The 12,504-nt window shown below is 67.6% G+C and carries 12 protein-coding genes; 5 read left to right on the forward strand and 7 right to left on the reverse strand.

The annotated features are described in order from the left end of the window. Nucleotides 1–18: 18 nt before the first annotated feature. The 4 genes from M1L61_RS21410 to M1L61_RS21425 form a co-directional block, all read right to left on the reverse strand. The gene (locus tag M1L61_RS21410) at nucleotides 19–1,158 is read right to left on the reverse strand and encodes a hypothetical protein (protein ID WP_126560931.1); all 1,140 of its coding nucleotides are present in this window, start codon (nucleotides 1,156–1,158) and stop codon (nucleotides 19–21) included. A 201-nt stretch (nucleotides 1,159–1,359) separates the two neighbouring features. Beyond that, complete coding sequence (locus M1L61_RS21415) at nucleotides 1,360–1,965, reverse strand: thioredoxin family protein (RefSeq protein ID WP_248854076.1); 606 nt, start codon at nucleotides 1,963–1,965, stop codon at nucleotides 1,360–1,362. Between the two features lie 19 nt (nucleotides 1,966–1,984). Continuing rightward, complete coding sequence (locus M1L61_RS21420) at nucleotides 1,985–3,484, reverse strand: oligopeptide:H+ symporter (protein ID WP_248854077.1); 1,500 nt, start codon at nucleotides 3,482–3,484, stop codon at nucleotides 1,985–1,987. A 181-nt stretch (nucleotides 3,485–3,665) separates the two neighbouring features. Next, nucleotides 3,666–4,541 carry a tryptophan 2,3-dioxygenase family protein gene (locus M1L61_RS21425; protein ID WP_019338596.1) on the reverse strand — a complete coding sequence of 292 codons (876 nt, stop codon included), beginning with the start codon at nucleotides 4,539–4,541 and terminating at the stop codon, nucleotides 3,666–3,668. 336 nt (nucleotides 4,542–4,877) lie between these two features. Here M1L61_RS21425 and pdhA point away from each other — a divergent pair, with 336 nt between their 5' ends. From pdhA to M1L61_RS21445, 4 genes are read left to right on the forward strand one after another with little or no spacing between them, the layout of a single operon-like run. Continuing rightward, nucleotides 4,878–5,960, forward strand: a complete 1,083-nt coding sequence (pdhA, locus tag M1L61_RS21430; protein WP_019338597.1) for a pyruvate dehydrogenase (acetyl-transferring) E1 component subunit alpha — start codon at nucleotides 4,878–4,880, stop codon at nucleotides 5,958–5,960. Then, entirely contained in the window at nucleotides 5,953–7,020 is a 1,068-nt protein-coding gene (locus M1L61_RS21435; RefSeq protein WP_019338598.1) for an alpha-ketoacid dehydrogenase subunit beta, read from the forward strand. Before pdhA ends, M1L61_RS21435 begins: the two co-directional genes overlap by 8 nt. A gap of 1 nt (nucleotide 7,021) precedes the next feature. Beyond that, nucleotides 7,022–7,375, forward strand: coding sequence for an SH3 domain-containing protein (locus tag M1L61_RS21440; protein WP_005411349.1), 354 nt, complete (start codon nucleotides 7,022–7,024; stop codon nucleotides 7,373–7,375). Continuing rightward, nucleotides 7,372–8,754, forward strand: a complete 1,383-nt coding sequence (locus M1L61_RS21445; protein WP_049480616.1) for a dihydrolipoamide acetyltransferase family protein — start codon at nucleotides 7,372–7,374, stop codon at nucleotides 8,752–8,754. The genes M1L61_RS21440 and M1L61_RS21445 overlap by 4 nt, the downstream gene beginning before the upstream one ends. Nucleotides 8,755–8,874: 120 nt before the next feature. Here the strand turns inward: M1L61_RS21445 and M1L61_RS21450 are convergent, their stop codons facing one another. The 3 genes from M1L61_RS21450 to M1L61_RS21460 all read right to left on the reverse strand — a co-directional run bounded on the left by M1L61_RS21450 (nucleotide 8,875) and on the right by M1L61_RS21460 (nucleotide 10,813). Further along, nucleotides 8,875–9,261: a VOC family protein gene (locus M1L61_RS21450; RefSeq protein WP_019336706.1), complete on the reverse strand. Its 387-nt coding sequence runs from the start codon at nucleotides 9,259–9,261 to the stop codon at nucleotides 8,875–8,877. 209 nt (nucleotides 9,262–9,470) lie between these two features. Beyond that, complete coding sequence (locus tag M1L61_RS21455) at nucleotides 9,471–10,178, reverse strand: YafY family protein (RefSeq protein WP_126560933.1); 708 nt, start codon at nucleotides 10,176–10,178, stop codon at nucleotides 9,471–9,473. Continuing rightward, nucleotides 10,178–10,813, reverse strand: a complete 636-nt coding sequence (locus M1L61_RS21460; protein WP_248854078.1) for an NAD-dependent dehydratase — start codon at nucleotides 10,811–10,813, stop codon at nucleotides 10,178–10,180. Before M1L61_RS21460 ends, M1L61_RS21455 begins: the two co-directional genes overlap by 1 nt. 107 nt (nucleotides 10,814–10,920) lie before the next feature. Here M1L61_RS21460 and M1L61_RS21465 point away from each other — a divergent pair, with 107 nt between their 5' ends. After that, nucleotides 10,921–12,459, forward strand: coding sequence for a GGDEF domain-containing protein (locus tag M1L61_RS21465; protein ID WP_049453972.1), 1,539 nt, complete (start codon nucleotides 10,921–10,923; stop codon nucleotides 12,457–12,459). The last annotated feature ends 45 nt before the right edge of the window (nucleotides 12,460–12,504 follow it).

Consider the following 12,504-nt stretch of genomic DNA (forward strand, 5'->3'; position numbering starts at 1 on the left):
CCCCTCCGTCCCCTTATTTCAGCTCAGATGCTTGCGGCGCGCATGGATCCACGGCACCGCCAGTGCGGCAATGGCACCGCCGGCGAAGCCGAGCGAGGCGGCAACCGTGGCCGCTTCGACCGCCCCCGGCAGCGCCAGCGCGGCAGCTACAAGCAGCAGCGACGGCAGGCCGACGAAGGTGCCCAGGAAGAAATGCCAGCGCGGCGACCAGGTGTTGAGCTGCAACAGGCTGACCGGCTGCCAAGCATCGGATGCGGCATCTTCGGCGATCTTCGCCACCGCCTTGGCCAGGTCCACTTCCGGCAGCGCGCGCCCCTGCCGTGCGATCGCCAGCAGCTCGGCCACGGCCTCCACCGGCGGGAAACTGGACGGCCACGCAACCGGCGCCGGCACGCCATAGGCGGTCAGCACCGGCACGCTCAGCCACGGCGCTACCAACGGACGCATGCGACGGCGACCGTGCACGCACCAGATCTGCGACTGGCCGTGCGCGGTGACGCTGTACAGCGCCAGTTCGTTGGCCGGCGGATAGCCGAGCATGGTCACCCGTGCCGCCAGGCTGTCCTGGCCCATCGCGCGCAGGAAACCGGGGCGGCTGCGCCCTTCCTGCATCCACGCCAGGCCGAGTGCACCCACCAGATAGGCCTCGGCCACGTCCTTGCTGCCGGCGGCGGCGCGTTCGTCGCTAGCCAGGTACCAGGCCAGCGATTTCGGTTCGGACACATCGTCCAGGCCCCAACGGCTGTCGTCCCCCAGCACATGGCGCACTGGCAGGCGCGCGGGCGCGGTTTCGCCACGCTCGCCTGGCTGCAGGAACGGCAGCACGCCCTGGATGAAGGTGGACAGTTCGATCGCACGCACGCCATGGCCCTGCCATTCCGGCGGCAGCAACCCGGCCAGCTGGCCGTCGGCGGCCAATGCATCGAGCCGTGATTTCTGCTCGACCAGTTTCTGCACCGCCCCCTTCAGCACCACGTTGTCGGGCAGCGCGATCTGCGGCAGGCGATGGCGCGGCGGGGCCAGTTCAACACTGTCCTCGCCGGTACCGGCGTCATCCAGCAGCGCCTCCTGCGGCGGCAGGGTCACACCCTCGCCTGCTTCGCCTTCGGCCAGAGTACTGGCAGGTTCGGGCAGTCGTTCGGCGTGGTCGCTGTGCATGGGCGTTCCGGTAGGTTGCATCGACGGGTGTCGACTGAGGTCCTTGCCGGTAACGGCGAGCGCGTTGCGATATTGAGATGCCGATTTCGGGAATGTGACCGCAACCACAGTAGATCCACGCCATGCGTGGATGCGACCCGACATCAGTGCCGGCCAACGGTCGGCACCTGCCGAGCATGCCGGCCAGCAACCGGCACTACCCTATTCCGGTTTGTCAGGTGCCCACTGCTTGAGGAACGCGGTCACGCGCGCGGGCTGGAAGGCTTCGCCCTTGCGCAGCTCGCCGGTGGCCTGCGACACCAGCAGTCCGCCATCGGCATCGAGCACCAGCAGGTACGGGTAGTCGCGCTCCATCATCGGGAACTGGCCGAAGAAAGCGGTATTGGGTTGTTCGTCGCTGGCGTTGACCTTTACCCACACGTAGTGGGCATCGCGGAAGCGGCGCAGATCACCGTTGCCTTCCACCAGCTCGTCCAGCGCCCGGCAGCGATCGCAGGCGGCATTGCCGACCTCGAGCAGGATGCGCTTCTTGCCGCGCTGGGCTTCCACCTTGGCGGTGGCCAGATCGTCGGCGGGGTTGCGGGCCGGGTCGAACTGCGCGCCGAGCCCGGCGATGGCGGCAATATCCGCCGCCACCGGGGTGTTGCCCGAGGCCACCGGTTCGCTGGGGTCAGCGACCGGTGGCTCGGTGGGTCGGGTATCCAGCGGCTGCGTAGGCTCGGCGGCGGCAGGCGGTTGCGGTTCGGAACAGGCGCCGATCAGCGCCGCACAGACCACCACCATTGCACCACCGAGCTTGCTGCGCATGCCTTCTACCCTCTCATCATCATTTGACGCCGTGCATCAGCTTGTTGATCAGCGGGGCGACCAGGAACAGCACCACGCCGGAGCCGATCAAGGCCCAGAACCCGAAGGTATACCCCTTCAGGGCCGACTCGACCGTCATGCCGCCTTCACCACTGACAACGCCAGCGAAGATGCCCGACAGGTTGTTGCCGATGCCGGTGGACAGGAACCAGCCACCCATGCCGAAGCCGACCAGGCGCACCGGGGCCAGCTTGGTCACCATCGACAGGCCGATCGGCGACAGGCACAGCTCACCCACCGACTGGATGACGTAGACCATGAACAGGGTCCAGAACGGGATCTTGCCGTCCACGACCATCTGCGACAGCGCGTACATCAGCAGGGCGAAGGCGGCGCCATTGAACAGCAGGCCCAGGCCGAACTTGCGCGGGATGGACGGATTGGCGCGGCCCATGGCCACCCAGATCCAGGCGATGATCGGGGCCAGGGTGATGATGGCCACCGAGTTGACCGACTGGAACCACGCGGTCGGGAACGTCCATTCACCGAACTGGCGGTTGACGATGTTCTCGGCCAGGAAGGTAAACGAGCTGCCGGCCTGTTCGAAGAACATCCAGAACATCACGTTGAAGGCGAAGATGATCAGCATGGCGATCACGCGGTCGCGCTGCACCTTGCCCTCGCGGATGCCCTCGACCAGCAGCAGGATGGCCAGCGCGGTGAACATCGCACCCAGGATCCAGGCCAGCGCGGTGGCGCCGGTGGCCAGCAGGAAGTACGCGACCGGGATGGCGACCACGGCACCGGCCAGCACCATGATGATGCGGCCGAAGCCTTCAGCGCCGGCCGGCGGTGCACCGATGCCCTTCAGGCCGGCGCGACCGATGTAGAACCACACCAGCGAGATCAGCATGCCCACGCCCGAAGCGATGAACACGACCTTGTAGGACGGCATGGCATCGGTACCGAAGACCTTGCGGGCCAGGTACTCCGTCAGCACCGGGGCGATCATCGCGCCAATGTTGATGCCCATGTAGAAGATGGTGAAGCCCGAATCGCGGCGCTCGTCCTTCAGGCCGTACAGCTTGCCGACCATGGTCGAGATGTTCGGCTTGAACAGGCCATTGCCGACGATGATCGTGGCCAGGCCGAGCTTGAAGATGTGCTCCTGCGGCAGCGAGATCATGAACAGGCCGGCGGCCATGATGATCGCGCCGGTCAGGATCGATCGCTGATAGCCCAGTACCCGGTCAGCCACGTAGCCACCGAAGATGGCTGCGGCATACACCAGGGCCAGGTAGGCGCCGTAGATGCGGCTGGCGTCGCCTTCACCGGCAGCGCTGCCGTTGTAGAACTGGGCAACGATGTACAGCACCAAGGCCCAGCGGATGCCATAGAACGCAAAGCGCTCCCAGAACTCGGTCATGAACAGCATCCACAACGGGCGCGGGTGGCCCAGCGTGGTCTTGAAGTCCGGCAGCGCCGGCTCTGGGGTGTTCGCAGTGGCGTTTACGCTCATGCGGGTTTCCTGGTTCGGTGGATGACGAGCACGTCCGCTGTGCAGTTGGAGCAACGCGCGAGGATCACCGACTTCTGGCGTTCACGTCAAATACACGCCGTTTGAGGCAGGTGCCAGCCTGCTCGCTGAACTTGCATCTGAAACGATCCAGCCAGTGGCCGGGATCCAAGCTGAATACGGATCAGCCCTGCGCTGACGGGGGCCCGGCCTGCAGGCTGGTGCGCACCTGGAACAGCTCGGGAAAGAAGGTCAGTTCCAGCGCCTTGGCCAGGAAGCCCACCCCGGACGAGCCGCCGGTGCCGCGCTTGAAGCCGATCACCCGCATCACGGTGCGCATGTGTCGGAATCGCCATAGCTGGAAGGCGGTCTCAAGGTCCACCAGGTCCTCGCACAGCGCGTACTCGCGCCAGTAGCGGTCGGTGTCCTGGTAGATGCGTTCGAAGACCGGCTGCAGTGCGTCGTCGGCCACATGCGGCTGGGTCCAGTCGTGGTTTTCATACACGGCCGGTACGGCGTGGCCGAAGCGGGCCAGGTACTTCAGGAACTCCTCGTACAGGCTGGGCGCCTCCAGCACGGTGCGCAGCTGCGCCTGTCCGGCCGCATCGTGCTCGAACACCTGCAGCATCTGCGCGTTCTTGTTGCCCAGCAGGAACTCGATGTAGCGGTACTGCAGCGACTGGAAACCCGACGACGGGCCCAGCACGTCGCGGAAGCCCATGTATTCGGACGGGGTCAGCGTTTCCAGCACCGACCACTGCTCCGTCAGCTGGCGCAGCACCTGCTTGCTGCGCGCCAGTACCTTGCGGCACTGCCAGACTTCATCGCGCTGCAGGAAGCCGATTGCGGCGCGCAGCTCATGGCCCAGCAGCTTCAGCCACAGCTCCGAGGTCTGGTGCTGGATGATGAAGAGCATCTCGTCATGGTGCGGCGGGTTGGACAGCGGCTGCTGCGCGCTGAGCAGCTGGTCCAGCCGCAGGTAGCCGCCGTAGGTCAGGCGCCCCTGCAGGTCGGTGTGGATGCCGGCTTCGAGATCGCGTTGGTTGTTGTCGACGGACATGGGTGCGGCCAGATCGGGGGCGGCAAGGGTAGCGCGTTGCCAGCCGCGCGGGCAGCCGCGCTGTCCATACCGGGGCGTGCGGTGCCCCGTGGAGCATTGGCCGATGCGGGGCCTGCGCGTGGAACCGATCGGGTCGTTGCGCCAGCAGTCAGCCAGAGGCGTATTCTGATGCTTTGCAGCAACGACTGAATACGTTGTTGTTATTGGCCCCCCACCCGCCGGCAGGGGTAAAACAGGGCGTTGCCGTGTTGCGGCGCAGGAAGGCTATTCCGTACGCGTTCCTTAACATGGCGATTCATATCATTTGTAACTTCTCTGTCGAAGGTGCAGTACGCAATGACGGTTGCCGCTGAATTCAAGATCGAATACCTGCAGTACCTGGACGCGGACGGCAAGCTCGTCCGCGATGACCTGCCCGCGTCGCTGCGCGACCCAAAGGTCCTGGTACCGCTGTTCAAGCAGATGCTGTTCGTACGTACGTTCGACAGCAAATCCATCGCGCTGCAGCGCACCGGCAAGCTGGGCACCTATGCCGCCTGCCTGGGCCACGAAGCGGCGCACGTGGGCATCGGCGCAGCGATGCAGAAGGACGACGTATTCGCGCCTTCGTACCGCGAGTATGGCGCGATGTTCATGCGTGGCGTGCGCCCGCACGACGTGCTGATGTACTGGGGCGGCGACGAACGCGGCAACGATTACGGCGGCAACGCGGCCAAGGATTTCCCGTTCTGCGTGCCGATCTCCACCCAGTGCCTGCATGCCGCAGGCGCCGCGCTGAAGTTCAAGCTCAACAAGGAACCGCAGATCGCGGTGGCCGTGTGCGGCGACGGTGGCAGCTCCAAGACCGACTTCTACGCGGCACTGAATTCGGCCGGCGCCTACAAGCTGCCGCTGATCCTGTGCATCGTCAACAACGGCTGGGCCATCTCGGTCCCGCGCTCGGCCCAGACCGGTGCCGAAACGCTGGCGCAGAAGGGCCTGGCCGGCGGCCTGCACTGCCTGCAGGTGGACGGCAACGACCTGATCGCCGTGCTGGCGGCGATGGAGCAGGCACGCGAGCGTGCGCTGGCCGGCGACGGTGGCACCGTGCTGGAACTGATGACCTACCGCCTGTCCGACCACACCACCGCCGATGACGCGCGCCGCTACCGTGACGACGCCGAGGTGAAGGATGCCTGGCAGCGCGAGCCGATGCTGCGCCTGCGCAAGTACCTGATCAACGCCGGTGTGTGGAGCGAAGAAGAGGAAACCGCCTGGGTTGCCGAGTGCGGCACGCGCGTGGACGAGGAAGTGAACCTGTACCTCAACACGCCGGTGCAGCCGGTCGAGGCGATGTTCGACTTCCTGTATGCCGATCCGCCGCCGGACCTGCTGGCCCAGCGTGCCCAGGCGATCGCCCTGGAGAAGCGCCATGGATGAGATCAAGAACGGCGCGCCCGGCGCGCACACCAACGCCGCCGACAGCGCTGCTGTCGCGCGCGGAGAAGAGAGCATGACCACCACGCCGATCACCCTCATCGAAGCCATCACTCAGGCGCTGGCCTGGGAGCTGGAGCACGACCCGTCGGTGCTGGTGCTGGGCGAGGACGTGGGCGTCAACGGCGGCGTGTTCCGCGCCACCGCCGGCCTGCAGCAGCGCTTCGGTTCCGAACGCATCCTCGACACCCCGCTGGATGAAACCACCATCGCCGGCCTGACCATCGGCCTGGCCGCGCAGGGTATGAAGCCGGTGGCAGAAGCCCAGTTCGATGGCTTCATGTACCCGATGGTCGACCATATCGTCTGCCACGCCGCACGCCTGCGCTACCGTACCCGTGGCCGCCTGCACTGCCCGATGGTGCTGCGCGTGCCGTGGGGCGGTGGCATCCGCGCGCCGGAACACCACAGCGAAGCCAACGAGGCGATCTTCACCAACGTGCCGGGCCTGCGCGTGGTGCTGCCGTCGTCGCCGCAGCGTGCGTACGGCCTGCTGCTGGCCGCGATCCGCGAACCGGATCCGGTGATCTACATGGAGCCCAAGCGCATCTACCGCCAGTACAAGGAAGTGGTCGTCAACGACGGCGAAGCCTTGCCGCTGGACGTCTGCTTCGTGCTGCGCGATGGCACCGACGTGACCCTGGTGACCTGGGGCGCGCAGGTGAAGGAAGCACTGGAAGCGGCTGACAAGCTGGCCGGCGAAGGCATCAGTGCCGAAGTCATCGACGTGGCCACGCTGCGCCCGCTGGACTTCGCCACCATCGCCGAATCGGTGGCCAAGACCGGCCGCTGCGTGATCGTGCAGGAGGCCCCGAAGACCGCGGGCTTCGGCGCCGAGATCGCCGCGCGCCTTGCCGAGGAATCGATCTACGACCTGCTGGCGCCGGTCGAACGCGTCACTGGCTACGACACCCACATTCCGCTGTTCCGCCTGGAAATGAAGTACCTGCCGAGCGTTGAGCGGATCGTGGCTGCAGCCAAGCGCGCGGTGGCGGCCGGCTGACGTGCGGGCCCGCCTTCTGGGGGCTTACCGCAGCCAGTATCCCAACCCGCTCCGGTTCCACACCGGCCAGATCGTCGAAGTAGGTGTCCGTGACGAGGAATGGCCGGCGTTTGCCTGGGTACGCACCAACGATGGGCGCGCTGGATGGGCGCCCATCGCCTGGTTGCAGCTGCTGGACGAGGGTCGCGCCGAAGCCCTGTGCGACTACGACGCCCGCGAGCTGGATGTGGAAAGTGGCGAGATGGTGAAGCTTCATCACGAACACGGTGGGTGGTGGTGGTCCGAGCGCGCCAATGGCGCGACGGGCTGGCTGCCGGCCCGCGAACTGGAACTGCTGGAAGAGAACTGCAAATGAGCCAGACCAAGAACTTCAACCTGCCCGACCTGGGCGAAGGCCTGCCGGACGCGACCATCGTCGAGTGGTTCGTCAAGGAAGGCGATGTGATCAAGCTGGACGAGCCGCTGGTGTCGATGGAGACCGCCAAGGCCGTGGTGGAAGTGCCCTCGCCGTTCTCCGGCAAGGTGCTGAAACTGTCCGGCGGCGCCGGCGATATCATCCCGACCGGCTCGGTACTGGCCAGCTTCGAACTGGACCCGAACCTGCCGCAGCGTGCCGATGGCCAGGACACCGGCCACAGCCATGGCCACGCAGCGCCTGCAGCCGCCCCGACCCCGCCGCCGCTGCCGGCTGCACCGGTCGTTGCGGAAGAAGCCAAGCCCGCCGCTGCCGAGCGTGATGACGCCGGTACCGTGGTCGGCGCGATGCAGAGCTCCAACACCGTGCATGCCGAACAGGCGCTGGCCGTCGGCGGCGTCAAGGCCGTGCCGGCCGTGCGTGCGATGGCGCGCAAGCTGGGCGTGGACCTGAGCCGCGTGGCCGCTACCGGCACCGATGGCGCGGTGACGATGGCCGACGTCAAGCAGGCCGCCGCCAACGGCACCGCCAAGCTTGGCGCCGCTCCGGCACCGGTCGCTGCCGCGGCGTATGCAGCGCCGGCCCCGGCGCAGGTGTCTGCCCCGGTGCAGAGCGAAGCCCGCACCCCGCTGTCTGCCGCCGGCAAGCCGATGCGCACCCAGCCGCCGGGCGTGGTCGCCAAGGGCCAGCCGGAACCGCTGAAGGGCGTGCGCCGCAACATGGCCCGCGTGATGGCCGACGCACACAGCAAGGTCGTGCCGACCACGCTGAACGACGACGCCGACATCCACGCCTGGCTGCCGGGCAACGACGTCACCGCGCGCCTGGTGCGTTCCATCGTGGTCGCCGCGCAGAAGGTGCCGGCGATGAACGCCTGGTTCGACGGTGAAGCGCTGACCCGTACCCTGCACGCGCAGGTAGACATCGGCATCGCGGTGGACACCGACGACGGCCTGTTCGTGCCGGCCCTGCGCAATGCCGACATGCTCGATGCACGCGGCATCCGCGAGGGTGTAAACCGCCTGCGCGAGCAGGTGGAATCGCGTTCGATCGCCGCCTCGGAACTGAGCGGCTACACCATCTCGCTGTCCAACTTCGGCATGTTCGCCGGCCGCTACGCGACCCCGGTCGTGGTGCCGCCGTGCGTGGCCATCGTCGGTGCCGGCCGCGCCCGCCACCAGATGACCCCGGTGATGGGCGGCGTGGAAGCACACAAGGTGATCCCGCTGTCGGTCACCTTCGACCACCGCGCGGCGACCGGCGGCGAAGCCGCCCGCTTCCTGCGCGCGATGATGGACGACCTGGCGCTGGCCAGCTGATCCAGCTGATCGGTGGGTGCCAACCTTGATTGGCACATGAACTGGAAAAACGCCGGGCACTGCCCGGCGTTTTTTTGTGCCCGCATCCACGCATGGCGTGGATCCACAAAATGCCCGCGATCAATCGCGAGCGACCATACCCTCGGCGCGGCTGTAGACACGCAGGCGGTGCCCGTCAGGATCCGCTCCGACGAAGGTGTGGCCGAACTCCAGCGTCACCGGCGCCTGCAGGATCTCCACACCGAGCGCGCGCCACGCATCGTGCGTCTGCTGCACGGCGACGGGGTTGGCGACCACCATCGCCAGTTCCGCCGCGCCGGCCTGCGCCGACACCGGCGGTTGCACATCGTCGCGCTGCCACAGGCCCAGTGCGGCGCCATCGCCGAGCAGGAACAGCGCAAACCCGGGCGACTGTTCGACCGGCGGCTTGCCGAGGATGCCGCTGTAGAAGGTGGCGCTGGTGGCGACGTCGCGCACGTACTGCAGCAGGGTGCTGGGCGTGAACATGGGGAGGCTCCGTTGTTGGGAGCCTCCATGGTGGTACGCGCCTGCTGACAGTTTCTGTCAGCAGATTCATCTGTCGGTGGATTCGTCTGTCGGTAGAGTCGACTGTTAGTCGACTGCTCTTCCTTCAGCCTGCTTGAAACCCCGCGCTGCGCGCGATGGTCGACCAACAGTCGACTCTACCCCCCGCCCGCTTCCCGCTGTTGCTGTGGCTACGAACGGTCCAACCAGTCCGGCGCGATGCCCTGCGCCTTCTGCCAGCGCCGCAGCAGCGTGGCGCGTGGCACGAGGTAGTGATTCTCCAATGCGCGCACCTGGCGGATGCGGTCCAGCCGGAAATGGCGGAAGTCCTCGCGGCTCTCACACCACGCCGCCAGCATCGGCACTTCGTCGAAATAGCCTAGCGCGAACGGCCAGACGATGCGCTCGCTGCGCTGGCCGTGCGCGTCCTGGTAGCCGAACTTCAGGCGCTGCTGCGCGCTGACTGCTTCACGCACAACCTGCAGACGTGCGGCGGGCACCTTGGTTCCCATGCGCGAAGGGCCCACGCGCAGGCCGCTATCACGCAAGGCTTCCCGGCGCGCGGCTGGCAGCACATGCGCGATACGCGCCAGGGCGTCACGTGCTGCCTCGGCCAGCGCAGGCTCGGTGCGGGCCGCGACCCAGCGCAGGCCCAGCACCAGCGCATCGATCTCGGCCGGTGGCAGGGTCATCGGCGGCAGGGTATCGCTCGGCGCCAGCTGGTAGCCGACGCCGGCCTCGCCACGCAGGTCGGCGCCCTGCTCGCGCAGGGTCTCGATATCGCGGTACAGCGTGCGCAGGCTGATACCCAGCGCATCGGCCAGCACCTGCCCCGCGACCGGCCGTCGATGACGACGCAGCAGCTGCAGCAGCTGGGTCAGGCGCAGCGCACGCGACATCAGCCGACCAGCGCGCGCGATGCCACCACGTGCTCGCCCGGTTGCGGGGCCAGCGCGGCCTCGACCAGTACTTTGGAGATTTCAGTGGCCGGATTGATCCGCCACGCACGCGGCAACACCGGCCCCAAAGCACCCAGCACCGTCAGCGCTAGGCGCTCGCCACGACGCACCTCGTTGCGCTCGCCCCCGATCAGTCCTGGACGGACCAGGGTCAACGAGTTGAATCCCAGCGCGCGCAGGTCACGCTCCAGCTCGCCCTTCACCCGGCTGTAGAAGATCGACGACTGCGGGTTGGCGCCGGCCGCGGAATTCAGCACATAGGTACTGGCCCCCTGTGCCTGTGCGAGCCGTGCGAACGCCAGCGGATAGTCGTGGTCGATGCGATGGAAGGCCTCGCGGCTGCCGGCCTGGGCAATGGTGCTGCCCAGCGCGCAGATGACCGCGTCTACGCGCGCCCATTCGGGCGAGGTGGGCAACGCGTCGAAGGCCAGCACCGGGTTCTCCAGCTTCCCGTGGGTTACGCCCAACGGGCGGCGGGTGGGCGCCACCACGGCGCTGCAGCGCGGGTCGTCCAGCAGCCTGGGAAGGGTCAGCCCGCCGACCAGGCCGGTCGCCCCCAGCAACATCACGCGCATCACCACCTCCACTGCGGCATCCTGTCGCCCATCCTAGCCGTTCAAGCCGTCGGCGGCCGCGCCGATATGCTGGAACCAGTCCCTGCCAGCCCCCCAGGATTCGCTCCATGACGGACCAGCCCGACCACCGCCCTGCCCCCGGCACCGCCCTTGGGCCGCCGGCACGCGTGCGCGCGGTGGTGGACGATGGGCTGGGTGACCGCGTGGTGCTGCAGGGCGGCGGTGGCGTGGCCCTGCAGCAGCTGTTCGCAGGCGCCGACGCGCCGGAACCGCTGCTGGCGGCGTTCGCCAACGGCATGGCCACCCTGCCGGGCGAGCTGGGCGACATGGGCGACCGCCTGCAGTCGGCGCAGGCCAGCGCCGATTGGCCGCGCTACGGCCGCGCGATGCGGCAGCTGATCGACAAGTACATCCGCACCATCGAGCAGCATTCGCCGGACGGGCAGCCGGAAAGCCTGCGCTTGTCCGAGCAGCTGCGGTTGCTGCTGGGCGGTGCGGTGGTGGCCCTGCTGCAGCACGACCCGGACCTGCGCGAGCAAGCGCAGGCCCTGGCCACGCGCCTCCGCCAGTGGCAACCGGGTACCGCACTGGAGCCGATCGAACAGGGCGTGCGCGAACTCGGCCACCAGGTCGGCGTGCGCGCCGAGAGCTGGCAGGAGCAACAGGCGCTGCTGCTGGAGCTGTTCGCCCTGTTGCTGGAGAACGTGAGCGAGCTGCTGGATGACCGCAGCTGGCTGCAGGGCCAGATCGCGGCGGTGCGCCAGTTGCTGGACGGTCCGTTGGAAGCCGAAGCGGTCGAGCGCACCCGCGCCGAGTTGCGCGAAGTGATCTACAAGCAGGGCCTGCTGCGCCAGGGCATTGATGATTCGAAGGCGGCGATGCGCGGGTTGATGGGCGAGTTCATCGAGCGCATGGATGGCATGGCCACCAGCACCGGTGAATACCACGACCGCATCGGCAGCTACGCGCTGCAGCTGCGTGAGGCGCGCAGCATCGCCGACCTCAACCAGCTGCTGCAGGAGGTGATGCGCGATACCGGCAAGGTGCAGCAGCAGGCCGCGCAGGCCCGCGATCATCTGGCCAGCGCGCGGCAGGAAGTGGAACGCGCAGAGCAGCGCATTGCCGAGCTGGAGCAGGAACTGCGTGCTGCTGGTGACCTGGCGCGTATCGATCCGCTGACCCAGGCACTGAACCGCCGCGGCCTGGACGAACTGCTGCAGCGTGAGCTGGCGCGTGCCATGCGCAACAACTCGCCGCTGGGCGTGGCGGTGATCGATCTGGATGATTTCCACCTGACCAACGAGGCGCACGGTCACGCGGGTGGCGATGCTTTGCTGCAGCACCTGGTGGCCGTGTGCAAGCTGCTGCTGCGCGCCACCGACGGCATCGCACGGTTGGGCGGCGACGAGTTCGTTCTGGTACTGCCGGAAACCCAGGGCGCCGACAGCATGGCCACCGTGCAGCGCCTGCAACGTTCACTGGCGCACCGCGTGCTGACCGTGCAGGACCGGCGGGTGCCGGTGCATTTCAGCGCCGGGCTGGCGCAATGGCAGCCCGGTGACGATACCGAGACCCTGCTGCGCCGCGCCGATGACGCGCTGTATGCGGCCAAGCGGCAAGGCAAGAACCGGGTGCAGGCGGGCTGATGATCCAGCGTGCAGACGCTGTAGCGCCCGAGCCCATGCTCGGGC

This window comes from Stenotrophomonas sp. NY11291 (assembly GCF_023277365.1).
Taxonomy (GTDB): domain Bacteria; phylum Pseudomonadota; class Gammaproteobacteria; order Xanthomonadales; family Xanthomonadaceae; genus Stenotrophomonas; species Stenotrophomonas geniculata.

Excerpts from the sequence above, each read along its gene's own strand:
- M1L61_RS21465 (WP_049453972.1), top strand. The coding sequence starts at position 10,921 with ATGACGGACCAGCCCGACCACCGCCCTGCCCCCGGCACCGCCCTTGGG.
- pdhA (WP_019338597.1), top strand. The coding sequence starts at position 4,878 with ATGACGGTTGCCGCTGAATTCAAGATCGAATACCTGCAGTACCTGGAC.
- M1L61_RS21450 (WP_019336706.1), bottom strand. The coding sequence starts at position 9,261 with ATGTTCACGCCCAGCACCCTGCTGCAGTACGTGCGCGACGTCGCCACC.
- M1L61_RS21415 (WP_248854076.1), bottom strand. The coding sequence starts at position 1,965 with ATGCGCAGCAAGCTCGGTGGTGCAATGGTGGTGGTCTGTGCGGCGCTG.
- M1L61_RS21435 (WP_019338598.1), top strand. The coding sequence starts at position 5,953 with ATGGATGAGATCAAGAACGGCGCGCCCGGCGCGCACACCAACGCCGCC.
- M1L61_RS21445 (WP_049480616.1), top strand. The coding sequence starts at position 7,372 with ATGAGCCAGACCAAGAACTTCAACCTGCCCGACCTGGGCGAAGGCCTG.
- M1L61_RS21425 (WP_019338596.1), bottom strand. The coding sequence starts at position 4,541 with ATGTCCGTCGACAACAACCAACGCGATCTCGAAGCCGGCATCCACACC.
- M1L61_RS21460 (WP_248854078.1), bottom strand. The coding sequence starts at position 10,813 with ATGCGCGTGATGTTGCTGGGGGCGACCGGCCTGGTCGGCGGGCTGACC.
- M1L61_RS21410 (WP_126560931.1), bottom strand. The coding sequence starts at position 1,158 with ATGCACAGCGACCACGCCGAACGACTGCCCGAACCTGCCAGTACTCTG.
- M1L61_RS21420 (WP_248854077.1), bottom strand. The coding sequence starts at position 3,484 with ATGAGCGTAAACGCCACTGCGAACACCCCAGAGCCGGCGCTGCCGGAC.
- M1L61_RS21455 (WP_126560933.1), bottom strand. The coding sequence starts at position 10,178 with ATGTCGCGTGCGCTGCGCCTGACCCAGCTGCTGCAGCTGCTGCGTCGT.